The organism is Arthrobacter sp. JUb119, assembly GCF_024807995.1.
GTDB lineage: Bacteria > Actinomycetota > Actinomycetes > Actinomycetales > Micrococcaceae > Glutamicibacter.
This window is the reverse complement of sequence record NZ_JANUFE010000001.1, coordinates 466,357-490,146: the sequence shown is the minus strand read 5'-3', so window position 1 is coordinate 490,146 and position 23,790 is coordinate 466,357. Positions and strand designations below refer to the sequence as shown.

The 23,790-nt window shown below is 59.5% G+C and carries 23 protein-coding genes; 6 read left to right on the top strand and 17 right to left on the bottom strand.

Translation table 11 applies throughout. The features are described 5' to 3' along the window. Positions 1 to 493 precede the first annotated feature (493 nt). Positions 494 to 625 carry a putative transporter small subunit gene (locus tag M2368_RS02325; protein WP_219844114.1) on the bottom strand — a complete coding sequence of 44 codons (132 nt, stop codon included), beginning with the start codon at positions 623 to 625 and terminating at the stop codon, positions 494 to 496. Further along, positions 625 to 2,316, bottom strand: a complete 1,692-nt coding sequence (locus M2368_RS02320) for a sodium:solute symporter family protein (protein ID WP_402696006.1) — start codon at positions 2,314 to 2,316, stop codon at positions 625 to 627. Before M2368_RS02320 ends, M2368_RS02325 begins: the two co-directional genes overlap by 1 nt. Positions 2,317 to 3,317: 1,001 nt before the next feature. Between M2368_RS02320 and M2368_RS02315 the strand changes: the two genes are divergently transcribed. Further along, positions 3,318 to 3,791, top strand: coding sequence for a Rieske (2Fe-2S) protein (locus tag M2368_RS02315; protein WP_133834257.1), 474 nt, complete (start codon positions 3,318 to 3,320; stop codon positions 3,789 to 3,791). A 74-nt stretch (positions 3,792 to 3,865) separates the two neighbouring features. On the opposite strand, the gene M2368_RS02310 is transcribed toward M2368_RS02315, so the two are convergent. After that, entirely contained in the window at positions 3,866 to 4,840 is a 975-nt protein-coding gene (locus tag M2368_RS02310) for an aldo/keto reductase (RefSeq protein ID WP_133834303.1), read from the bottom strand. 135 nt (positions 4,841 to 4,975) lie between these two features. On the opposite strand from M2368_RS02310, the gene argG reads away from it, so the two are divergent. After that, positions 4,976 to 6,403 carry an argininosuccinate synthase gene (gene argG / locus M2368_RS02305; protein ID WP_332594944.1) on the top strand — a complete coding sequence of 476 codons (1,428 nt, stop codon included), beginning with the start codon at positions 4,976 to 4,978 and terminating at the stop codon, positions 6,401 to 6,403. Positions 6,404 to 6,548: 145 nt separating this feature from the next. Here the strand turns inward: argG and M2368_RS02300 are convergent, their stop codons facing one another. The 6 genes from M2368_RS02300 to M2368_RS02275 form a co-directional block, all read right to left on the bottom strand. Beyond that, positions 6,549 to 6,884: a hypothetical protein gene (locus M2368_RS02300; RefSeq protein WP_105656743.1), complete on the bottom strand. Its 336-nt coding sequence runs from the start codon at positions 6,882 to 6,884 to the stop codon at positions 6,549 to 6,551. A gap of 21 nt (positions 6,885 to 6,905) precedes the next feature. Continuing rightward, positions 6,906 to 7,367 (bottom strand): GNAT family N-acetyltransferase, encoded by a 462-nt coding sequence (locus M2368_RS02295; protein ID WP_498723973.1) that lies wholly within the window; start codon positions 7,365 to 7,367, stop codon positions 6,906 to 6,908. A 36-nt stretch (positions 7,368 to 7,403) separates the two neighbouring features. Then, positions 7,404 to 7,973, bottom strand: coding sequence for a hypothetical protein (locus M2368_RS02290; RefSeq protein ID WP_133834259.1), 570 nt, complete (start codon positions 7,971 to 7,973; stop codon positions 7,404 to 7,406). A 28-nt stretch (positions 7,974 to 8,001) separates the two neighbouring features. Continuing rightward, positions 8,002 to 8,553 (bottom strand): DUF402 domain-containing protein, encoded by a 552-nt coding sequence (locus tag M2368_RS02285; protein WP_286134572.1) that lies wholly within the window; start codon positions 8,551 to 8,553, stop codon positions 8,002 to 8,004. 65 nt (positions 8,554 to 8,618) lie between these two features. Beyond that, a complete protein-coding gene (gene dxs, locus M2368_RS02280; RefSeq protein ID WP_498723972.1) occupies positions 8,619 to 10,586 on the bottom strand; it encodes a 1-deoxy-D-xylulose-5-phosphate synthase in 1,968 nt (655 codons plus the stop codon). Positions 10,587 to 10,754: 168 nt separating this feature from the next. Then, positions 10,755 to 11,609 (bottom strand): phosphotransferase, encoded by an 855-nt coding sequence (locus M2368_RS02275; RefSeq protein WP_105656747.1) that lies wholly within the window; start codon positions 11,607 to 11,609, stop codon positions 10,755 to 10,757. Between the two features lie 94 nt (positions 11,610 to 11,703). Here M2368_RS02275 and M2368_RS02270 point away from each other — a divergent pair, with 94 nt between their 5' ends. Next, positions 11,704 to 12,318 carry a class I SAM-dependent methyltransferase gene (locus tag M2368_RS02270; protein ID WP_498723971.1) on the top strand — a complete coding sequence of 205 codons (615 nt, stop codon included), beginning with the start codon at positions 11,704 to 11,706 and terminating at the stop codon, positions 12,316 to 12,318. A 96-nt stretch (positions 12,319 to 12,414) separates the two neighbouring features. Here the strand turns inward: M2368_RS02270 and acnA are convergent, their stop codons facing one another. From acnA to M2368_RS02255, 3 genes are all read right to left on the bottom strand, one after another. Beyond that, entirely contained in the window at positions 12,415 to 15,150 is a 2,736-nt protein-coding gene (gene acnA / locus M2368_RS02265) for an aconitate hydratase AcnA (protein WP_208294266.1), read from the bottom strand. A gap of 164 nt (positions 15,151 to 15,314) precedes the next feature. After that, positions 15,315 to 16,637 carry a class I SAM-dependent RNA methyltransferase gene (locus tag M2368_RS02260; protein ID WP_498723970.1) on the bottom strand — a complete coding sequence of 441 codons (1,323 nt, stop codon included), beginning with the start codon at positions 16,635 to 16,637 and terminating at the stop codon, positions 15,315 to 15,317. A 30-nt stretch (positions 16,638 to 16,667) separates the two neighbouring features. Continuing rightward, positions 16,668 to 18,662: an APC family permease gene (locus tag M2368_RS02255; RefSeq protein WP_181148801.1), complete on the bottom strand. Its 1,995-nt coding sequence runs from the start codon at positions 18,660 to 18,662 to the stop codon at positions 16,668 to 16,670. Positions 18,663 to 18,807: 145 nt separating this feature from the next. On the opposite strand from M2368_RS02255, the gene M2368_RS02250 reads away from it, so the two are divergent. Both M2368_RS02250 and M2368_RS02245 read left to right on the top strand, forming a co-directional pair. Next, entirely contained in the window at positions 18,808 to 19,485 is a 678-nt protein-coding gene (locus M2368_RS02250; protein ID WP_133834263.1) for a potassium channel family protein, read from the top strand. A gap of 16 nt (positions 19,486 to 19,501) precedes the next feature. Continuing rightward, a complete protein-coding gene (locus M2368_RS02245; RefSeq protein ID WP_105656752.1) occupies positions 19,502 to 20,167 on the top strand; it encodes a potassium channel family protein in 666 nt (221 codons plus the stop codon). Here M2368_RS02245 and M2368_RS02240 read toward each other — a convergent pair. The 4 genes from M2368_RS02240 to dut form a co-directional block, all read right to left on the bottom strand. Continuing rightward, complete coding sequence (locus tag M2368_RS02240; RefSeq protein ID WP_286134105.1) at positions 20,164 to 20,895, bottom strand: DUF3159 domain-containing protein; 732 nt, start codon at positions 20,893 to 20,895, stop codon at positions 20,164 to 20,166. The two genes, M2368_RS02245 and M2368_RS02240, sit on opposite strands and share 4 nt — an antisense overlap. A gap of 61 nt (positions 20,896 to 20,956) precedes the next feature. Next, complete coding sequence (locus tag M2368_RS02235) at positions 20,957 to 21,331, bottom strand: hypothetical protein (protein ID WP_105656753.1); 375 nt, start codon at positions 21,329 to 21,331, stop codon at positions 20,957 to 20,959. Positions 21,332 to 21,334: 3 nt separating this feature from the next. Continuing rightward, positions 21,335 to 22,036 (bottom strand): DUF3710 domain-containing protein, encoded by a 702-nt coding sequence (locus M2368_RS02230; RefSeq protein WP_105656754.1) that lies wholly within the window; start codon positions 22,034 to 22,036, stop codon positions 21,335 to 21,337. 38 nt (positions 22,037 to 22,074) lie between these two features. Next, positions 22,075 to 22,533 (bottom strand): dUTP diphosphatase, encoded by a 459-nt coding sequence (gene dut / locus M2368_RS02225; RefSeq protein WP_498723969.1) that lies wholly within the window; start codon positions 22,531 to 22,533, stop codon positions 22,075 to 22,077. 140 nt (positions 22,534 to 22,673) lie between these two features. Here dut and M2368_RS02220 point away from each other — a divergent pair, with 140 nt between their 5' ends. Continuing rightward, positions 22,674 to 23,207, top strand: a complete 534-nt coding sequence (locus M2368_RS02220) for a DUF3093 domain-containing protein (RefSeq protein WP_332486014.1) — start codon at positions 22,674 to 22,676, stop codon at positions 23,205 to 23,207. Between the two features lie 87 nt (positions 23,208 to 23,294). Here M2368_RS02220 and M2368_RS02215 read toward each other — a convergent pair whose 3' ends face one another. Beyond that, positions 23,295 to 23,594, bottom strand: coding sequence for a DUF4193 family protein (locus tag M2368_RS02215; protein ID WP_105656757.1), 300 nt, complete (start codon positions 23,592 to 23,594; stop codon positions 23,295 to 23,297). Positions 23,595 to 23,790 lie beyond the last annotated feature (196 nt).

Sequence of the window (23,790 nt, the reverse complement as noted above, 5' to 3'; positions counted from 1 at the left end):
CTTCGCGTGCTGCTTTACTGACGTTTTGGTGCTTGTCGAAAGCGTTGAAGAAAGTTTCTTTCTGTTCTTGGGTGTATCGCGTTTTGGGCTTGCCAAGTGTCGCAGACGGACCAGTTCGAGATGATGCCCAGCCGTATTTCTTAGCGAGTAGATAAGCGGTTGGCAGGGGAATACCAATGGCTTGGGCTGCGTCTTTGACGCGTTGGGTTCGGTCGAGGACTTCCTTGAATCGTCGCTTCTCGACTTCGCTTAGCCTTGCTCTTGACGCTAGTCGAGGGGTGGTAGGTACTGAAGTGCAGGTTAAATGAGGCACGGTCGTTGCAACTCCTGATTGTTCAGGTGTTGCAACGACCGTTGGAACCCGCCCCCCATGAGGAAAGCTGGTCCCGGCTTCTTGCTGCCCCGTTAAGATGCGGGAACCCCGTACAGCTGGAAAATGTTGCTGTACGGGGTTCCTGCGCTCCATGGAGCTGGGCTTCGCATGCCCAGTTACTTAGATGATGTCTTCACCATTGCGGCGGGCTTCCAGCCATTCCTGGATAAATCCCCTGCTGATGAAGAACAGTACTCCGGCCACTATAACTGGCCATACCAGTACGTACAGGCTCAGGAAAAACGTCGTCATTATTTGCCTCCCAGGCTCTTTGCGTCGTGTCCGGCTTCTGCAGCCCCGGTCTTTGCAGGTACTGCGTCGAAGTCACCGGTGCGTACTGCGATGACATCGAAGTCGAATTCCATCTTGGATCTGAATGACATGAGGTAGCAGACGATGGTACTTACCGAGTAGGCAACCAGCGAGGCGCTCAAGGTCGTGTAGTCGCGCAAGAATCCGAAGACGAATGGTGCGCTGGCCAGCATCGCGACGACCCCAACAATTTTGGCTACGCGCAGACCGAAGAACCCGAAGCTCATCAATGCCAAGACCACGCCAATGCCAATCACCGACAGCAACTCGATCAGCAAGCCGGTGACGCCATTGATAGGGATCAGCTCGAAGCGAACCGGGATGAAGATCGCCAGAGCAACCAGTACTGAAACGGTGAAAGCCTTGTTCGTGACCTTCTTCCAGTAGAAGCTGGCCAAAACCGGGAAGACCAGCGCGCCCCAAAGAGCTCCTACGAAGACCAGCAGGTCCAGGATGTTCAGTTGCATGCTCGCGAAAGCGACTGCCAACGCGGTGGCAACGACCATGGTCGCACGGCCAATGAGAAGCATCTTCTTCGGATCAGCCTTGTCCTTGCCTGCGACGTTCTGTCCGTACACGTCGGCCATCATGATCGAGGACAAAGCTGCCAAGTCCGAGTCAGCAGTTGACGACAGTGCACCAATGATCATGATGAAGAACAGCGCCAGCAGTACACCTGGCAGGTAGCTGGCTGCCATCTCAGGGATGAGGTTGTTCATGTCGCCACCGGATGGCTCGAACCCAATGTACAGGGCGAGCACGCCGAGCATGCCCACGCCAATGACCATCGCGCCGTAGCCGATGGTTGCAGTGATGAAAGTTGGCTTGATCAGGTCCTCGCGTACTGCGAAGAGACGCTGGGCAATGGTCTGGTTGCCAATTGCGTAGGCCAGAACAGCGGCAATGTATGGTGCGCCCTGGCCCAAGAATGCTTCAGAAGAGAAGAAATTGGACTGCTGCGGGGTCAAGTTGCTCGCACCGGTTTCGAATGCGGCCGGGAACCCTGAGGCAAAGAAGATTACTGGGACAATAATTGCTACAGCGCCGAGCATGGCAACGACCTGGACAAAGTCGGTCAATACCGAGGCACGGAATCCGGACCACAGCGTGTAGAGCAGAACGCCGCCGGCAACGGCCAGCACGCCTTGGATGAAGTTGAAGGGCGAAAGCATCGAAATCAATACGCCACCGGCAATGAAGTTGGACATCAAGGAGATGACCGAACCAACGATATTCGACCCGGCGAGCATCAGCTGGCTGGAGCGCCCATGGCGTGCGTGCATGACCTCTGCGAGCGTGTGCGCGCGTGGCGCGACCTTGCGTATCCGCTTGCCGAATGGGTAGATGAACAGAATCATCAACGCACCCCAGAGCCCATAGTGGATCGGGCCGGAGATTCCGTAGGTGTACCCGGACGTGGCCGAGGCATACATCGATGAGGCCCAGATCCAGGTAGCGGTCATGCTTGCAGCGGAAATGCCGAATCCAATTTTATTTCCCGCCGTCATGTAGTCATCGGCGTTTTCTTTCTTCTTCCCGATTCGGGTGGAAATATAGAAGGTTCCTCCATAGAAGAACACCAATAGCAAGACAACAGTTAGGGCGCTGAACTGCACTATTTCGTTATTCACGCGCCACCTCCCTCTAATAGACAGTGATGAGATTCGCGCCGGGAGCTAAATGCTCAACCGGCGACTTATCCTGCACGTCTTCCTGCGAGATGTCATCGCAAGGGGTAAATTTCAGCTGACGCGCACAAGCCCCTGGGCCCATGAACCACTTCCCAACACTCAAGTTTCGTTCGTTTCTCATTCGTATCGTTCATCCCTAGTCACGGGGAGCACCAGCTCGTGGATTCGCTCCAGAACCTGGCGCTTTTGGCTTCACAACGTGAATCCGGACCCATGGTTTGCCTGCATCGCACTTGCGGCTAGCCATATTGGCGCGCAATGGCGCTTCGGGTCAGTTCAGGCGCGGTACTCGCGTTGGCGAATGCCGCCTGCCTTCCATCGGAGGACTGCTGCCCGGAACTCAACACGCGATTACTGCGTGGAGTAACTCAGTCGGCGATAAAATGCCGCACGGGAAAACAGCGAAAGCTCTCTCCGAAATTAGTAGCTTCAACTAACTACATACAAATATTAGCATGAATGCAAAGATATTCGAATCTTCCGCCGCAAGGCAGCGGGGCAACCCAATCACCGATCGGCCGGCAGGGGGCACGATGTTGAATCAGCCCATCGCCTGTATCAATCACGGGACTACCTTGCAGATGCGTGTAACGGTGCGCACATAAGTGCGGAAAACCGGGGTAAAAAATATCTAGTTCTGGCCGTTCTATTCCCCACTGGGAGACGGGCGGGCATGCCCCAATTACACCACCCGAAATGCCCCACCTGGATTACTAACCTCTCCAAAGTGCGGGATTCAGAGCCATGCCGAGGGAGCACCCGGCGCTATGGATACTCTCGGGACTTCGAAAACACTGCATAAATATTCATAGTATTCGATACCGCCTGGCGAACGCATGCAGACCGCTCCCCCGCCGATCAAACTCACCGCATGCCGCATCCTCCTGACGCGGACGCTTTGCTCTTAGCGCCGGCACAGAGATCTCTGCCAGAATGGGTGCATGACTGACATCGCCCGACCAGCCCGTCGTACGTTCATGTGCGCCTCGGCAGCACTTGGTTCCGCCGCACTGCTCACCGCCTGCGGTGATGGACATTCTGAAGCCGACACCCCCGAGGCATTGCCGATCCCTGAACCAACCGGAGAAGGACAGGCGCTCATGAAGGCCAAGGACCTTGCCATCGGATCGCGTGCACTCGCTCCAGCCAAGGATCCTTCCGGAAAAGAAGTAGGCGTTTTGCTCTTCCGCAAGGATGAGAAGACAGTTTTGGCCTACTCGAACGTCTGCACCCACCAGGGTTGTGCCGTGAGCCCGAAGTCCAGCAAGGAAGATTTCTACTGCGCCTGCCATGGCTCACGATTCGCACCCGCTGACGGTACCGTGGACGAAGGTCCAGCTATCGCGGCTCTGCCACGCTACGCGGCGGCAATTGAAGGTGACGACATCGTCGCCTATATCACCGCCGCAGAGTAGTTTCCCAGCTCTTTTAAAGCACGAAAGGCTGAACCCGGATGGGTTCAGCCTTTCGTGCTTTCTAATTGGTTCGTTTAGAACAATGCAACCTTCTGTGGGGTCGGGAAGAGCTCATCCATCTGGACCCGTTCCGCAGCGCTCGGAACCCAACGCACCGCTGCAGCGTTGGCTCGAATCTGCTCGGGACGGGTGGCACCGGCAATCACTGAGGCCACCGGCGACTGCGCTGCCAGCCACGAAAACGCCAATTCGATCGGCGTCAGATCCCGTTCGGCGGCAAACGCATCGAATTGATCCAACTGCTCGAAATCGCTGGTTTCCACGAGATGCTGACGAGCGTGAGTCAGGCGACTGCCTTCTGGGGCATGCCCCTTGGAGTATTTCCCGGTCAGCAGGCCGTTTGCCAGCGGGAAGTAGGGCAAGACGCCCAGATCGAATTCACGAGCCGCTGGAAGCACTTCCAGTTCTGCACGGCGGTCAATCAGGTTGTAGTGATTCTGTGCCGAGACGAATCGCTCGGTTCCCAATTCACGGGCCACGTACTCCGCCTGGGCGATTTGCCAGCCGGCCCGGTTGGAATGACCGATGTAGCGAACCTTGCCGCTGGTGACTAGCTCATCCATAGCCCGCAAGGTTTCTTCGATGGGAGTGTTCGCATCTGGGGTATGGAACTGATACAGGTCGATGTAGTCGGTACCGAGCCGCTTGAGCGACGCTTCGACGGCTTTGACGATATAACGGCGCGAACCACGTGCATTGAAGTCCGGACCATTTGCGCCCTGCATATCCATGCCGAATTTGGTGGCCAGCACGATGTCATTGCGTGCTTGCCCTAGCGCTTTGCCCAGACGGATTTCGGAAAGCCCTGGTTCCTTTCCATAGACATCCGCGACATCGAAGAGCGTAATACCCGCATCAAGCGCCGCATGGATAACCGCGTCGGTTCCTTCTTGGGATTCGGTCGCAGTACCTGCGCGGCCAAGATTGTTGCAGCCCAGCCCGACGACGGAAACACTCAGGCCGCTGCGGCCTAGCTGACGGAATTCCATGGACACCTCATCTGTTGGTTTGTTCATCCGCTTCACTGAGCGACGTTATACCCATAGGCTATCCGGTAGGTAGTTGTGCTCAACATTTCACAGCACAATTCACTGCATTGCATATTTATCCATTAGGATGGAAACATGTCTAAAGTTCTTACCAATCTCCCTGTAGGCGAGCGCGTAGGTATCGCGTTCTCCGGTGGCCTCGACACCTCGGTGGCAGTAGCCTGGATGCGCGACAAGGGCGCCATCCCTTACACCTACACTGGCGACCTCGGCCAGTACGACGAGCCAGATATCGACGCTGTACCTGGCCGTGCACTGGAGTACGGTGCAGAGAACTCCCGCCTGGTTGATTGCAAGCCTGCTCTGGTTGAAGAAGGCTTCGCAGCACTCGCCTGCGGCGCTTTCCACATCCGCACTGGCGGCAAGACCTACTTCAACACCACCCCGCTGGGCCGCGCCGTCACCGGCACCCTGCTGGTCCGCGCAATGCGCGAAGATGGCGTGGATGTCTGGGGCGACGGTTCGACCTACAAGGGCAACGACATCGAGCGCTTCTACCGCTACGGCTTGATGGCCAACCCTAAGCTGCGCATCTACAAGCCATGGCTCGACCCCAACTTCGTTGCAGAGCTTGGTGGCCGCCAGGAAATGTCCGAATGGCTGCAGGAGCACGGTTTCCCTTACCGCGATTCGGCCGAAAAGGCCTACTCAACCGATGCCAACATCTGGGGCGCAACCCACGAGGCGAAGACCCTGGAACTGCTGAACAGCTCCATCGAGTCTGTTGAGCCGATCATGGGCGTGAAGTACTGGGACGAGAACGTAGAGATCAAGACCGAAGATGTCTCGGTTTCCTTCGTCGCTGGCCGCCCGGTAGCCATCAATGGCAAGGAGTTCACCGATCCGGTGGCTCTGGTCAACGAAGCTAATATCATCGGCGGACGCCATGGTCTGGGCATGAGCGACCAGATCGAGAACCGCATCATCGAGGCCAAGTCCCGTGGCATCTACGAAGCACCAGCAATGGCGCTGCTGTACATCGCCTACGAACGCCTCGTGAACGCGATCCACAACGAAGACACCGTGGCCAGCTACCACAACGAAGGCCGCCGCTTGGGCCGTCTGATGTACGAAGGCCGCTGGCTGGACCCGCAGGCCCTGATGCTGCGCGAATCGCTGCAGCGCTGGGTCGGCTCGGCCATCACCGGTACCGTCACCATCCGCTTGCGCCGTGGCGACGACTACACGATCGTGAACACCGAGGGCGAGAACCTGAGCTACCACCCGGACAAGCTTTCGATGGAGCGCGTAGGCGACGCCGCTTTCGGCCCAGTGGACCGCATCGGCCAGCTGACCATGCGCAACCTGGATATCGCGGACTCCCGCGGCCGCCTGGAGCAGTACGCCAACATGGGCCTGGTCGGCGGCACCACCGCTGAACTCGTCGGCTCGCTGGAAGCTGGCGGAGCTGAAGACATCGTGAACGCAACCCAGGTTGATAGCGATGACCTGGCGACCGACCGCGCTATCGAGTCTGCTGCATTCGACGCAGGCACCGACTAGACGCCAAGGCACAGCTAGTGGATCGGCCAGGTTCTCCCTTCACGGGGAGAACCTGGCCGATCTTTTATTCTGCCCGGAAACCGGTCAGCGCAAAAAAATAGTCCCAGACGTGTGAACGTCCGGGACTAGCCTGGGTTGCAGGCTGTCAGCCCTCGATCAAGGACAGCAGCGGGCTCACCGCGATGGTGAAACCAATCAAGGAAATCAGTCGAAGTACCATGCGGACACGTGCTCCCTGCTTGGTATTCGGTTCTGGCAGGCGGAAGCCCTGTTCAACGATCCACACCAATATGGCAATGACAACTCCGGTCAAGGCAACCTGCGCTGGGGCGAGGCCAGAAAGCAGGGACACCACTCCAATGCCGATGATGACACCGACGCAAGCCTGGAAAACCAGATGCAACGGCGTGCGGGTTGCTCCCATCCGCGGGACTTTACGCTGGGCACCGGGGGTCTCGTCCCGGTCTTCTTGTGGAATCATTTCTCCTTGTTTCCTGCTCGTTTAAACCTGTGCTTTCGCGGGGCCGCGCGAAGACACCACTTCCTTGGACAACAGCAGGCCACTGCCGCCGTTAAAAACCACAGTACCGAACCGTGGAGCCCGGGCTACTTCTTCGAATCCCAGGGCACGATGAAGCGCCAAAGACGCAGTATTCTGCGCGTTGACCACGCACCATGCGGTCGAAGCGCGCTGCGCAATCCATGACAGCCTGGCCTCGGTTAGGCTTCGTGCCACGCCCCGTTGCCGGTATCCGCAGGCAACCTCGATCCCGGCAAGGTAATAGCCAGCTGGCGCCAACGGATCAGCAGGCTCCCACCAATGGGCTCGAGCCCAGCCAAGCAGCTCTCCGGCCGGGTTCTTGACGACTACCTGGCATTCATCAGCGCCCCAATTTCCAGGTTCAGCCTGACGCCCCAAACTCTCCGACAGCCGACGGATGGCCGGGTGGTCCGCTGCCTGCATTGGCTGCGTCGCAACTATGGGGCTTATCATTCGTGATCAGTCGATGGACATCGGCTTTGGTGGCATCGGGTGCGCCATCTTCAGCTTGTTCAATTCCGCATAGGGCGCAACACCGATACTCATCTTGGTGAAGTCCAGCTTGGCTTCGCGGATGCACGTCTTGATCGCAGCGACTGCAAGCTTTGGAGCTGGTGATAGGACTCGGATGTTCAGCTTTCGGTTACCGAAATCGCTGGACTCCACCGTGCCAAGTCCGCGCCATGCCAAGTGGCCGGTCAGCGCTTCCTTGGCCTTCTTGTCCAGGTACTGGTCGCGCTCGGTGCCATTTGCGGATTTCAGCGCGTACTGCACGATAACCCACGACTGATCTTCTTCCTTGATCTCTGCATAGCCTTCGGCAGCACAGGCTTCAGCGAAACCAGCGAACAATTCGTCGGCGCGGTCGGTGTTTACGTCCTGGACTTCATTGGTCTTGGACATATGTCCCACGGTGCCGTGATTGATCACGAACTGACCCAATTCATCGTCCTCGAACTGCTGGAACCATGCTTCGCGGAATTCCAGTTCGTTCTTTTCGTTCATCCGGTAGGTGCGAATGATCGCCATGTGATTACCCCTTGGGTCTACGGTGTGCTTAGTTATCTAAATTTTTGGAGGCTTCGGCAAGCTGTGCGGCTAGGCGCTCAGCCTTGGATTGCCAGGTGGCGCGGTGTTCGGCATTGAACGGTGCATCGTTGTTGATCACGGTGCCGAGCAACAGTCCAGCTTCTCTTCCAATACTACGAACTAGGGAAGCTGGATAGTTCATGCCTATTTCATGTTCGGCGAATTCATCTTCATCATCAAGGAACACGCCTTGGCTACGTGAACGAATCACGTCCAAATCCATGTCAATGGAGTTGACTTCCCAAGCGCCCCGCTTCATCCGTCGCCATCCGATGTTGCTGGACAGGTCGATGTAGACATCAAAATCTTCCAGTGCATCCGCATAGAGGGTGGCAATCCACTGGCCCGAGTGTGGAATCAGGCAGAGCGCATTACTCGCTGCCAAGTGTGCGGTGCCCGGACGGGCTACCAGTGCGCCGGCCGGCTGGTGAAGCCAATGTCCGTATTTGTCCTGTCCGAGATAAAATCCGGGCACCACCCAGTGCGGGCTGGAATCATACTTCCAGGCGCGCGCTACCACCAAGGAACCCTCGGCGATAGTTTCTGGGCTACGGGGCAGGTCTACCGGGCAGCCGGACGGTGAGCTCACAGCTTCGGAATCTGACCGGTAGGCAGGTCTTGTCCAGGGAGGGGCCGGGCGAATGGAACCTTGGTTCCCAGAACCTGCGCCAGGGTATCGCGGGCTACCTGCTGTGCAGTCAGTCCAACGCGGTCCAAGACCTCAGCACGAGTTCCGTGCGCCAAGAATTCGGTAGGCAAACCTACTTCGTTCAGAGCCGTATCGACACCCGCTGCACGCATTTCGGTGCGCAAGCGCGAACCCACACCGCCGGCTCGGACGCCATCTTCGATGCAGACCACAATGCGGTGACGGGCTGCCAGTGAAATCACCGAGGTTGGCATTGGTAGAACCCAACGAGGATCCACCACGGTCACCGATACGCCCTGGCTGTTCAGTCGTTCTGCGACATCCAGCGAAAGCTCGCTCATGGCGCCCACGGAAACGATGAGAACATCCGGTGCGGAACGGTCCCCCAAGTGTGCCAGAACATCCACGCCATCTGGCAGGCGGTCCACAGCTTCGTTGGGTTCACCCACCGAGCCCTTGGAGAATCGCACGACACTTGGCGCATCATTGATGTCAAGGGCTTCACGCAGTTCCTCCCGCAGGCGGTCGGCATCGCGCGGCGCAGCCAGATGCAGGTTAGGCACGATCTGGGTCAGCGCCATATCCCACATGCCGTGGTGGCTGGCGCCGTCCGGGCCGGTGACTCCAGCGCGGTCCAGCACGATGGTGACACCTGCCTTATGCAGGGCCACGTCCATCAGCAATTGGTCAAAGGCACGGTTAAGGAAGGTCGCGTAGACGCAGACCACCGGGTGCAGTCCGCCAAAGGCAAGGCCGGCGGCAGTAGTCATGGCGTGCTGTTCGGCGATGCCCACGTCAATGACGCGTTCAGGGTGTTCCTGGGACATTTTCTTCAGGCCCACTGGCTGCAGCATGGCACCGGTGATCGCCACAATGTCCTCGCGCTCGTTGGCCACCGCCGCGATCTCTTCGCCGAAGACGCTGGTCCAGCTCTGCGCGCTGGACTTGGAAACCGGCAGACCGGTGATTGGGTCGATAACGCCAACGGCGTGGAACTGGTCAGCTTCATCGGCGCGGGCCGGAGCGTAGCCGTGGCCCTTCTCAGTCAGGGCATGCACGAGCACTGGGCCCGCGTACTGCTTGGCCTGCTGCAGCGCTTCTTCTACTGCGCGCTGGTTGTGGCCATCGATCGGGCCGATGTACTTCAGGCCCAGGTCCTCGAACAGGCCTTGCGGTGCCCACCAGTCCTTGATGCCCTTCTTGGTGGCGTGAAGGGACTTGTAAGTGAAATCGCCTACTGGCCCGGATCCCTTGAGCTTGACCTTGAGCTTGTCCATGGCGTTCTCGTAGGCCGGGTGGGTACGGAACTTGTCCAGCTGCTGGCGCAGTCCCGAAAGCTGGTTGGCCAGGCCGCCGATGGTCGGGGCGTAGGAGCGGCCGTTGTCGTTGACCACGATGACTGCTTTGCGGTCCTTGTCGGCAGCGATGTTGTTGACTGCTTCCCAGGCCATGCCGCCGGTCAAGGCGCCATCGCCCACCAGGGCTACGGCGTAGCGGTCATTGTTATTCATCAGCTTGTTGGCGCGGGAAATTCCATCAACCCACGACAGCGAGGAGGAAGCATGGGAGGACTCAACCACATCGTGTTCTGATTCACCGCGGTCAGGGTAGCCCGACAGGCCTCCTTGCTGGCGCAAGGTCTCGAAATTCTGGCGTCCGGTAACCAACTTGTGCACATACGACTGGTGTCCCGTATCGAAGACGATGGAGTCAGTTGGGGAATCGAAGACACGATGGATGCCCAAGGTCAGCTCGATAACACCGAGATTGGGACCCAAATGGCCGCCAGTACGAGCAACATTGTCGATGAGGAAGCCGCGGATTTCCTCCGCCAAGTCGTCGAGCTGCTCGAGGGTAAGCGCCCGCAGGTCACTTGGTTTCTTGATGGTCTTCAATAAAGACACGTTCATCCCCTTCACAAATTCGCCGACAATAGGCTGGAAAGCCCATGCGAAATACCTAGTTTACCGCGTTCAAGGCTTCTTTCATTATCCGTCAACGTCCGTGCTGGTGCTAATTTCCTAGCAATGACGTTCACTACCCCGAACGCATGTGCCCGTTCGCGTGCGAGCCTAGTTGCGGTCCAGCGTATCGGCCAGCATTTGCAGCCCTTGCGCTTCGAAGGATTCATCTCCAACTTCATAAGACCAGACGGCCGTGCCCAGGCCTTCACGTAGTTGCATCATTTTCCATGATAATTCTTCGCGCGGATCATAGCCGTAGCCCTGAAGGAAGGCTTGTTCCAGCTCCGGATGCCCCACCCACTGCTGTAGTGAGAGTCGCGCGAAGTCGCTGGAAGCTGGACGGAATTCAAAACGTCCAAAATCAATGACTTTCAGTTTTCCTTGGTCTACGAGCCAATTACGAGGCTGCCAGTCTCCGTGCGTTGGGACGACGGCCACGGATTTAGGCTCGTAGCTGGTGAACAGGTCCCTGATCTGCCGGCACCGTGAAGCACCAATGCGGTGCTTGCGTTCAAGCAGCTGAAGGAATTTTGCCGTCAGCCGGGCTTCGTAGCCATGAGCAACACGCTGTTCTTGATCGTGCAGCAACCTGAGCGCGTGTCCCGCCTGTCGATGCGAATCCGGCGCGTATTCATGTTCTGTCCCTACGCACAGTTCTCCGGGTTGGTAGTCCAGCACTGCCAGGCGGTGCACATCGCTTGAAAAACGCAGCCGCGCGGCCAGCCCGGCTTCGGCAAGTACACGCGTGTACCGGCGATGTGCTTCCAGCTCCCGGATGATGTGATGGTTGCTTTCGCCCGCGGTCTTGAGCACGAAGTGCTTTCCGGCTGCATCCAAATGGAGGACTTTAATGTCTGTCAGCCCCCAAGACATGTCCGAAACGACTGTTGCCTCTCCGAGCCAGGAACGCACTTGGTGCACTTGGCCCGCATTCAGCAGATCTTCAAGGGCAGGTGACGTCATCGGAAGTTCCTCTCCGCCAACAGTTTTCTGGAAGTGATTCCCGAGTCTAGCAATTGATCTCCAGGCTCCCTGCGGGCGGCGCTAAGCTGAGCGTATGCCATCTTCCTTCGATCCTCATCACGTCTCAGCGAGTTATTCGAGTCTCGCCAGCGCCTATATCGATCTGTTCGCTTCGCCCGAGCAGGCGGAGCTTGAAGACCGGGAGCTGATTGCGGCGTGGGCGGGGCAGCTGGAGGGGCCGGTCCTGGACGCTGGCTGCGGGCCTGGGCATTGGACACAGTTCATCGCCGATGCCCATCGGCCGGCTACAGGCGTTGACCTCGTTCCGGAGTTTCTGCACTTCGCACGGCGCAACTTCCAGAAGCCCGATTTCCTGCGTGCGGACTTGGCACAGTTGCCGTTCGAAGACCACCATTTTTCCGGGGTGCTCGCCTGGTACTCGGTAATCCATGCTCCTCCAGCCGAGCTTCCGCAGCTGTTGGGCGAGTTTGCCCGGGTGCTCAAGCCACGCGGCAAGCTGCTGCTCGGATTCTTTGCCGGGGATCAGCTAGAAGCCTTTGGCCACCAGGTCGCCCCGGCCTGGCATTGGCCGCCCCGGGAATTGGAGCTGTTGTTGGAAACGTCAGGCTTCAGCGTGCTGGAAGTTGGCACCCGCACCCGGTCCACGGCCCGCACCCATGGTCAGCTGAGTGCGCAAAAGGCTGGTTAAAAACCTGAGACCCAAGGCAATTGCCTTGGGTCTCAGGTTTTCCCGCGATGCGGAACTACTTAGAGATTCGCTTCGACCGGAGCCGAGGTGGATCTGCTAGTTGGCAGCGGCGATCTGGCGCAGTACGTACTGCAGGATGCCACCGTTGCGGTAGTAGTCAGCTTCACCTGGGGTGTCGATGCGCAGAACTGCGTCGAACTCGGTAACCTTGCCGTCTTGTGCGGTTGCGGTAACCTTCAGGGTCTTCGGGGTGGTGCCGTTGTTCAGCTCGGTCACGCCGGAGACAGCGAAGGTCTCGGTTCCGGTCAGACCCAGCGAATCAGCGGATTCGCCCTCTGGGAACTGCAGCGGCAGAACGCCCATGCCGATCAGGTTCGAGCGGTGGATACGCTCGAATGATTCGGTGATGACGGCCTTGACGCCCAGCAATGCGGTGCCCTTGGCAGCCCAGTCACGCGAGGAGCCCGAGCCGTATTCCTTGCCGCCAAGAACGACCAGCGGGGTGCCGGCAGCCTTGTAGTTCTCTGCAGCGTCGTAGACGTAAGCCTGCGGAGCATCAGCCTGGGTGAAGTCGCGGGTGAAGCCACCCTCGACGCCGTCCAGCAGCTGGTTCTTGATGCGGATGTTGGCGAAGGTACCGCGGATCATGACTTCGTGGTTGCCACGGCGCGAGCCGTAGGAGTTGAAGTCCTTGCGATCCACGCCGTTCTCGATCAGGTAGCGGCCAGCCGGGGTTTCCGACTTGAACGAACCTGCAGGCGAGATGTGGTCGGTGGTCACCGAGTCGCCCAGCTTCAGCAGCACGCGAGCGCCGCTGATGTCCTGGACTGGCTGCGGCTCGGCGGTCATGCCGTCGAAGTACGGTGCCTTGCGTGCGTAGGTCGACTTCTCGTCCCATGCGAAGGTCGAACCCTCCGGGGTGTCCAGTGCCTTCCAGCGAGCGTCGCCTTCGAAGACTCCGTCGTAGCCCTTGGCGAACATTTCCTTGTCGATCGACGAGTCAATGATCTCCTGGACCTCGACAGGCGATGGCCAGATGTCCTTCAGGAAGACATCGTTGCCCTCGGCGTCCTGGCCCAGTGCGTCGGTCTCGAAGTCGAAGTCCATGGTGCCAGCCAGTGCGTAGGCGATGACCAGTGGCGGGGAAGCCAGGTAGTTCATCTTCACGTCTGGGTTGATGCGGCCTTCGAAGTTGCGGTTGCCCGAAAGAACTGCGGTAGCTGCGAGGTCGTTGGCGTTGATGGCCTCGGAGATCTCGGCATCCAATGGACCGGAGTTGCCGATGCACGTTGCGCAACCGTAGCCAACAACGAAGAAGCCGAGCTTCTCCAGGTATGGCAGCAGGCCGGACTTCTCGTAGTACTCGGTAACGACCTTCGAGCCTGGCGCGACCGAAGTCTTGACCCATGGCTTGGAGGTCAGGCCCTTGTCAGCTGCGTTGCGAGCCAGTACGGCTGCGGCCAGCATGACCGAAGGGTTGGAGGTGTTGGTGCACGAGGTGATCGAAGCGATCGAAACCAGGCCGTGGTCCAGGGTGAACTGGGTGCCATCTTCCTTGGTGACATCGACGGCTACCGACGGGCGGCCAGCGCCCTGGGTGTCGTCGGCGTTCGATACGTAGTTGTGCAGGTCCTTGCGGAACTGTTCCTTCGAGGAAGACAGCTCGATGCGGTCCTGTGGACGCTTCGGGCCGGCGATCGATGGAACCACGGTCGACAGATCCAGCTCGAGGTATTCCGAGAAACGGATCTCGCGGCTTGGATCGTGCCACATGCCCTGTTCCTTGGCGTAAGCCTCGACCAGTGCCACGTTCTCGTCGCTGCGGCCGGTCAGGCGCAGGTAGTCGAGGGTGACATCGTCGATCGGGAACATCGCGGCAGTGGAGCCGAATTCTGGGGACATGTTGCCGATGGTTGCACGGTTGGCCAGTGGCACTGCTGCCACGCCTTCGCCGTAGAACTCAACGAACTTGCCAACAACGCCGTGCTTGCGCAGCATTTCGGTGATGGTCAGCACCACGTCGGTTGCGGTGGCGCCAGCTGGGATCGAGCCAGCCAGCTTGAAGCCGACAACGCGTGGGATCAGCATGGAGACAGGCTGGCCGAGCATTGCTGCCTCGGCTTCGATGCCGCCAACGCCCCAACCCAGCACGCCCAGGCCGTTGACCATGGTGGTGTGGGAGTCGGTGCCTACGCAGCTATCCGGGTAAGCGCGCAGTACGCCGTTGACCTCGCGGGTCATGACGGTGCGTGCCAGGTACTCGATGTTGACCTGGTGCACGATACCGGTGCCCGGTGGGACGACCTTGAAGTCATCGAATGCAGTCTGGCCCCAGCGCAGGAACTGGTAACGCTCGCCGTTGCGCTGGTACTCGATCTCCATGTTGCGCTCGACAGCGCCTTCGAAACCGAAGGTGTCGATCTGCACGGAGTGGTCGATGACCATTTCGGCTGGTGCCAGCGGGTTAACGCGGGTTGGGTCACCGCCGAGGTCCTTGACAGCCTCGCGCATGGTTGCCAAGTCAACGACACAAGGCACGCCGGTGAAGTCCTGCATCAGCACACGTGCAGGGGTGAACTGGATTTCGGTGTTCGGCTGAGCCGAAGCATCCCACTGACCCAGTGCATTGATGTGCTCGTTGGTTACGTTCGCGCCGTCTTCGGTGCGAAGCAGGTTCTCAAGAAGAACCTTAAGGCTGTAAGGAAGGCTGTCCGAGCCTTCAACCGTATTTAGTCGGTAAATTTCGTATTCGGTTCCATTGACGTCAAGTACGCCCTTGGCACCGAAGCTGTCCACATTGCTCACGTGGGACTCCTCTCGCCAGACACTCATTCTGTTGCACACGCACACTGTAATTCCAGTTAGGAGTTCCTAACTGAGATAGTCAGGCTCCTAGCGTGGCAGAGCTAAAAACAGTCTATCGCCTAAGCTCATAAAAAGACTCCTCGGAATAAATTTTCATCCGAATTCGTGTCTAATCGGACAATTTCAGGTGTTTAACGGCGCACGAAGAGCCCGATGGACTCCATATGGTGGGTATGCGGGTACAAATCGTGAATCTCCATATGCTCTAATTCGTAGCCGCGGCCCATCAAACGCGCGGTATCACGGGCGAATGCCGCAGGGTCGCAGGACACGTAACAAATCCGGGATGCAGCAATGGAAGCCAGCTCCGCAGCCACCTGCTTATCGATCCCGGTGCGGGGCGGGTCAAGTACCACGGCGTCCAGGGAGGCATCCCCGGCGACCTGCCGTAACACTCGCTCAACACGGCCTCGGATCACCGCGGCCTGCGAATAGGAGCGCAGATTCTTCTTCGCATCGGCATGCGTGCCCGGAGCGCCTTCAATTGAGAAGACCCGGCCCTGGGAGCCAACTGCCTTAGCCAACGGGACGGAGAACAAGCCAGCACCCGCATAGAGGTCGGCGATTTGCTCGCCAGCGGCTGGCTCGGTCAGTTCAACTACGCGCTGGGAAAGCAGGCTGGCCGCCTCTCGATGCACCTGCCAGAAGCCTTCACCGGTAATCCGGAACTTCTCCCCCAGTACCTTTTCGGTCAGGAACGCCGAACCAGCCAAGGTCTGCAAGCTGCCTTTGCCGTCAGCCGCCGAGCCGCCCCGCTGGCTGAAAGCGGCGACATTGACACCCTCCGGGAACTGCTTTGCCACCTTTGCCGCGGCGCCGGTACTTGCTTCAGCCAGCAGGATCAGCACGGTCTGGTCATCCTGGCTGGATACCGCAGCCTCGACACGCTCGATTCCGCTGTAGTCCACAGAGTACAAGCCGGTGGCCTCGATAGCCGGATGGGCCAATGGCATCTGCGCGATGCCGGTCAACTGGTTACTGCGGAATGCGCTCATCGCGAGCTTGCCCTGTGCGTCCACCGAATAGGACATCCGGGTACGCCAGCCCAGGCCGTCGGCCGCGCCCTTGACCGCTTGCACCGCAGGGAAGTTGTAGTCCTCCGCCTTCAGGCCGCCTAGACGGGTCATCTGCTCGGCAGCAACCTGCGACTTGAGCTCACGCTGGTGCTCAAGGGTGATGTGGCCGAACTCTGCGCCACCCACCGGGTCACGATGCTTCAGGGCATCAGCGGCATCCCAGAAGTGGGGCACGCGGTGCTCGCTGGCTTCGAGCACCTCGGCGACGTCGGCACGCCAGAATTTGGCCTCCGGCGCACTGTCCGTCAGGCGCACATTCACCAGCTCTCCGGGAATGCCGTGGCGCACGAAGATCACGCGGCCCTCATGGCGGGCGACGGTGTGGCCGCCATGGGCAATCTTGCCCAGGCGGACGGTGAGCATTGGTGTTTCAGTCATCGATCTTGTCTTTCATCAGAAGCATTGAATTCAGCGGTGTGCCGAAGATTCTTCGGTCGGCCCGCCGCCCAGGGCATGCGAAGCACTGAGCAGGCGCCATGGAACCGAGGCGATCAAGACGCCCGGTTCATAGTGCAGCCGGTTTTTCACTCGTAAAGCGGTTTGGTTGTGCACCAGCTGTTCCCACCAGTGGCCCACTACGTATTCAGGGATGTACACGACGATCAGTTCCCGCGGGGATTCACGCTTGATGGAACGAATATGCTCAATCAGCGCCCCGGGGATATCGCGGTACGGAGAAGCCAGGGCGGTGATCGGCACCGGAATCTGCAGGCGTTCCCAGTCCCGGAGGGTCTTTTCGGTTTTGCTTCGTTCCACATCCACGATGATTGCTTCGAGCTTCGAGGGACGCGAAGCTCGGGCGAAGGCCAAGGCCCGCAGCACCGGCTTGCGCACGGTGGAGACCAGCACCAGTGCATGCACCCGGGAGGGCAAGGCCGTGGCGGCAACGTCCTCATCCACCGCCAGCTCGTCGTCAACCTTCTGGTAGTGGCGCTGCAGTGAATCCATGATCAGCATCAAGGCCGCAATGCCCAGCACGGCCAACCACGCGCCGTGGACCAAGCGGGTGGCCAAGACGACCACCAGCACCAGTGCCGATAGGACCAGGCCCACCAGGTTCAGCAGGCGCTTGCGCTGCTTGGCCGCACGGATCCTGCGGTCGGCAATGGGAACCAGCACGCGTTTCCAGTGCTTGAGCATGGCCAGCTGGCTGAGCGTAAAGGAAACGAACACGCCCACCACGTACAGCTGGACCAGCAAGGTGACATCGCCTTGGAACAGCAGCACCAGTGCAATCGCGGCAACGCCCAGGGACAATATGCCGTTGGAGAAGCCCAGCCGATCACCGCGGGTACGCAGCTGGCGTGGCAGGAAGCCGTCGGTAGCCAGATGGCTGGCCAGCAGGGGGAAGGAGTTGAAGGCCTGGTTTCCGGCCAGCAGCAGCACGGCAATGGTCAGCACCGAAACAATGACCAGGCCGAAGGTGAAATCGCCGAACACGGCTTGCGCCAGCTGGCCAAGGACCGGGACCTGCACAAACCCTTCAGGGATCGGGGCACCGTCGAGCAAGAATGAGGCCTGCGGGTCGGCGACGACCTTGATGCCGGTGGCACGGGCAAGCATCAGCGTGCCAAGTGTCAGCACCCCGGAGAGCAGGCCCAGCACCAGCAGGATCCGCGCCGCGTTCTTGGCCCGCGGCTTGGCCAGGGTCTGCACGTTCGAGATCGGGACCTCGATACCGGTCAGCGCCGCCGAACCCGTACTGAAAGCACGCAGGATCAGCAATGCACCGACGACACCGTGCAGCCCATTGGCAAACTCTTCTTCCGGCACAATCGTGAAATCCGCGCTCGGGGCAAGCCCGAGAGTACCGGTCAGCGCCATCACCCCGCCGATAGCGACCAGCAGCAGCATGCCGATCACGAAGAGGTAGACCGGAATGGCCAGGGTCCAGCGCCCTTGTCCCCTGCCGCGCAGATTACCGACCACGAGGAATGCGACAAGGCCAGCAGCCACCCAAGCCTTGTACTCGGCCACTGCAGGGAAAATGGCGGCGAGATATAGGGCAGCTGATGAGCTGGACACAGCAACGGTGAGCACGAAGTCGACCAGCAGCGCAGCGGCGACCGCTGTTCCCGGGCGCGCACCCAGGTTCTTCTTCACGATCTCGTAGTCGCCACCGCCAGAGGGGTACTCCATGACCGATTGCCGGTAGGACAGCACCAGCACCACCAGCACGGCAAGGACAGCAAGTCCGACCATCGGCGAAAGCGCGGTGGCCGCGATGCCCGCAATGGCCAGCGTCAGCAAGATTTCGTCTGGCGCGTACGCCAAGGACGACAGGGCGCTGGACGAGAAAATCGGCAACGCGACGTTAGGTGGCAACGGCTTCTTTTTCAGCTGTTCAGTTCTGAAAGGCCGGCCCACCAAGATCCGCTTCAGACCGTCAAATAATGCAGGCACGACACAACGTTATCGCAGGGTGCAAGGCACATGGGTGCTGCACCACCGATAAACTGGGTGCGATCAGCGCTATTGTTGCATTCGGAGCACACAGCTTGTGTGCGCCACTGGACATGCAGCAAGCAGTAGACCCAAGGAGTTCTCGGTGGCACATTTCGTGATCATGGGGTGCGGACGCGTCGGTGTCTCGCTCGCCCACACGCTGGATTCAGCGGGGCATTCCGTGGCAGTCATTGACCAGGACCCGCATGCCTTCCGCCGGCTGAGCAAAGGCTTCTCAGGTTCCACGGTGACCGGCATGGGGTTCGACAAGGACACCCTGGAAGCTGCCAAAATCGATGAGGCCTATGCCTTCGCCGCCGTATCCAGCGGTGATAATTCCAACATTCTCGCTACTCGCGTATCGCGCGAAACCTACAACGTCCCCCATGTCGTGGCCCGCATCTACGATCCAGGGCGCGCCGAGATCTACCAGCGCCTGGGTATCCCCACCGTGGCCGCGGTCCGTTGGAGCACCGATCAGGTGCTGCGCCGGATCCTGCCCGACTATTCGATGCGCGGGGACTTCCGGGAGCCATCGGGGCGCCTGGTGCTTTCCGAAGTTGCCCTGCACCGCGACTGGTATGGACGGCTGGTCAAGGAGCTGGAAGCGGCCGCCGGGGTACGAGTGGCCTATCTGACCCGCTTCGGCGAAGGCACCATCCCCGAGAGCCGCACCCGATTGCAGGGCGGCGACCTGGTGCACGTGATGATGCGGCTCGATGAGTCCAAGGACATCGAAAAGATCCTTGCCAGCCCGCCGGCTGCGCAGGCCAACGAATAATCTGAGAGGCACCCCCATGAAGGTCATGATTGCCGGGGCCGGCTCGGTCGGTTCCTCCATTGCCCGCGAACTTGTGATCAACCATCACGAAGTCCTGCTTATCGACCTGCAGCCGGAAATGGCCGAGCGCGCCGACCTGGAAGCGGTGAAGTGGCTGATTGGCGATGCCTGCGAATTAGCTGTCTTGCAGCAGGCACAGCTGGAAGAGTACGACGTGGTCGTTTCGGCAACCGGCGATGACAAGGTGAACCTTGTGGTCTCGTTGCTGGCCAAGAGCGAATTCGGCATCCGGCGCACCGTAGGCCGCGTGAACAATCCGAAGAATGAGTGGATGTTCGATGACGCCTGGGGCGTAGATGTAGCGGTCAGCACCCCGCGGCTGATGACCGCGCTGGTGGAAGAAGCCGTGGAGGTGGGCGACCTGGTGCGGCTGCTGACGCTGAAGACCGGCGAGGTCTACATGGTCGAGTTCACCGTCCCGCACGATTCGGCGTTGATTGGCCGCAGCATCGGGCGCATCTCCTGGCCCGAAGACACCACCATGATGGCAGTGGTTCGCGATAAGACGCCGTTCCCGCCCAGTGCCGATGATGTGATTGAGGGTGGCGATGAAATCTTCTTCATCACCACCCCGCAAGCCGAAGCCTTGTTGCGCCGCACGCTGCGCGACGCCACCCGCTAGACGGCTTGTGCTGGAGGGCTGGTCCCGTTGCTGGCTTCTGCTGCAGGCTTCGAGACCAGCCAGGCAAACCAGAGCCCCGCTGCATACAGCGGCACCCCCATCAAGGCGCGGGCCAAGCCCAAGGCCACGACGTCATCTGCGATATACATCGGGATCTGCACTGCAAGGCGCAGCGCGAAAACAGCAATGATGATCCAGGTGGCCACCTGGTAGCGGCGCAAGCGCGCGGGTTTCTTGCGCCACTCGGTGCCTTCGTTGCGGATGAACCCGAAGAGCAGGCCGATCAGCGGCCAGCGGGCCATCACCGAAATCAGCAATCCCGCCAAGTAGGCGGCCGATACGTAGAACCCTGGAATGTAGTAGTCCTTGGCATTGCCTGAATTGCGTGCGGCGAACGCGCAGATCAGGATGCCGATCAGCCCGGAGCCGGCCTGGATCAGCGTCGAGCGCTTGGCTAGGCGGATGATCATGAACACCACGCCAAGACTGATCGAAGCGATCAGCCCCCAGCCCAGATTGGAGGTCAGCGCGAAGACCATGATGAACACGAAACCGGGAAGCACCGTTTCCAGGATTCCGCGCACGCCACCGACGGTGGAGAGCAGATCTATCCCGCCGTCGGCATTTTGCGCGATGTTGGCGTTCGAGCCAATCATTTCCGCGAAGCTTGGATGCTTTGCTTCCGGCGTGGATCCATCTTCCGGACGCGATTCGTCGTTGTTCATCATGTTTTCTTCCAGTTAGACGCCAGCATGCTCTCGTTCCCAAGACCTTGAGGGAACGCGCGGATCACCCGCGGGCCTCCGGCACGATTACGTAGCGCGGATTAAAGATCGTCGGAACTTGATCCACGGGAGCGACCATTCCCGAGTATTCCACCTTCACGCCCGGCTTGATTCCCGGAACGGATTTCTGGCCCATGAACGCCAAACGCACATGCGGTACAGTCCCGCGACGAGCAGACACCGCACCGAGCCGGTCGACCACCACCGCGGTCAGCGTGGGTGCGACGTGTGGCGCGGAATAGCTAACCGATTGGATGTAGCCCGTGTGCTCCACCCTGCCCTTGACAGGCAGCTGTTCCAAGCTGTCCAGTCGCTGGTAGCTGAGCTTTTGGCCCGAGGGGCCAAGCAGCGCAGTGACGGGTTTGTCCTTCAGCGACATGCATTAGCCGATCTGGGTGATCTCTGGTCCGCGTTCTGGACGCTTCAGCTCAGAGTTCTGCTCAGGGTTCTGCTCAGTGCCTGCCGGGCGGGCCTGCGCATTGGCCGGAACACTCAGGGGCAGGAGTTCGGCCGGTGGCAGTGGCTTGTCGCCGCGGTTGACCACGACAGTGCGCAGGATCCCGTCAACGATGCCAGCCGCTTCTTCGTCTCCAATGGCAGCGCCGCCAATGACCGCACGCAGGAACCAGCGGTGGCCGTCGATGCCGACAAAGCGCAGGGCGACATGCCCGGCGCGACCATCAGGCAGCTGCTGCGGCACCTTGGCGAGCAGCTCCTGGCCGTAATCGCCGTCGCGGGTGAAAATTTCGCCGTTCTGGGCACTGATATCGCTCTTGATCTTGTCGCTGATGCCAGGCCACAGCGATTCGGACTTCGAGGAAGAGAAAGCCATCAGCTGGATACGCGACTCGGCGATCTCCAGCGACACCGCGATGACACGCTTGTTGGACTCTTCAACGTCCATGCGGACCTTCAAGCCTGCTACTGGCTTGATCAGGATCGAGCCGAAGTCAAGGTATTCCTGCGTATTCTCGACCTCGCTGTAGTCGAACGGGCCGTCCTTCGGCTCGGCCTCACCCTGGCCTGCCTCAGCAGCTGGTGCGTCGACTGGCTGGTCTTGGGCTTTCTTGCGCTTGAAAATCATGGTGTCCTTAGAAAATCTCGTCTTGCACTCAAGGGTACTTACTTGGAACTGAATCCGCCGGTCGAACCGAACCCGCCAGCGCCGCGAGCACTGTCGTCCAGCGAATCGACTTGGATGAACGCTGCCTGCTCGACTTTCTGGATTACCAGCTGGGCGATTCGGTCGCCTCGGCTGACTTCGAAAGACTCAGACGTGTCGGTATTCAGCAAGGTGACCATGATCTCACCACGGTACCCCGCGTCAACAGTGCCCGGTGCATTCACAACGGTAATGCCGTGCTTAGCAGCCAAGCCGCTGCGCGGATGCACGAGACCGACATAGCCATGCGGGAGGGCCAGCGCAATGCCTGTTGGAATGAGCGCGCGGGCGCCAGGCTCCAGCACCAGCGACTCGCGAGCATGCAAGTCAGCACCGGCATCTGACGGATGCGCGTAGCCGGGAACCGGCAGTTCGGTGTCAAGCATCTTGATGGCAATGGAAATTGATGGCTCACTCATCGGTGTAGGTCTTCCCCCGGAGTTATGTGAAATAGTCACTCGATAGTTTCTCGTGGCTAACTCTATCGCGCGCGCAGGGCAATCCCCTGCCGCCAGCCCCGAGGTCATGGAACCAGGAAATATTGCCTAAACTTGGAACCATGAGTAATTCCAGCCCCGAGGGTTCGAACGTCCTGTACAGCGAAAAGCTCTGGCCATCAGCCAGCACCTGGATTTGGCCGATCATCATTTCCATCACCGCAGGTATCGCAGTAGCACCGATTAACAGCACCCTTGGATGGGTTGCCGGTGGCGTAGTTCTGATTTCACTGGTCGCGGTGTTCCTGCTGCGCGTGCCAGCCATCGAAGTCACCGATGATCTGGTCACCGTTGGCCGGGCCAGCATTGAACGCAAGTACATCGGCAACGTCGTCGGCTACCGTGGCGATGAGGCTTTCAAGCAGCGTGGACAGAAGCTTCACGGCTTGGCCTACATGCTGTTGCGTGGCTGGATCGACGGTGCCGTGCGCATGGAAGTGACCGACGAGCGAGACACCACGCCGTACTGGCTGACTTCCACCCGCCGTCCCGAAGAGCTGGCTGCCGCACTCTCGGGCGTGATGTACGAATTCACCGAGGAAGGCAAGGCCGAAGCAGCCAAGCAGGAACAGGCAGAAGACGCTTCAGGCGAATAGCATTCACGGCTCCATGGAATAAAGCGATGGCGTCCTGGACCTTCCGGTCCAGGACGCCATCGCTGTCAGAACTGTTGCGTAAGCTTCCTACCCTTCGCACTCGCTGCAGAATTTCTGCCCGTTGTCTTCACGGGCCAGCTGCGTGCGGTGACGCACCATGAAGCAAGATGCGCAGGTGAACTCGTCTGCCTGCTCCGGCAGGATCTCGATGCTCGCTTCTTCCTGCGATGCTTCGCCGCCGGGCAAAACATATTCCTCAGCCAAGGGTGTTTCGGCCTCATCGACCAGGTTGGCCATGGCTGCGGTCTTGCCTGCCTTGAGCTGAGCGATTTCCTTGGCTCGTTCCGCTTCTGACATTGCCACGGGTGCAGCAGATTCATTTGCCATAATCGTTTTTCGCTCTTTCCTGCAGGTCTTCGTCCTAGCCGGCTGTTTCACAAGGTGAAAACTTATACCGGCATAGAAGTATAGCGTTATTCCGGGTCATCCATTCCCGTTCTTGCCACGCTATGCCATGGGCGGAAGGTTCAAGGAATTACTGCGTGAGGTTGATGACTAATCTTGCGCCACACCCTGCGCGGTG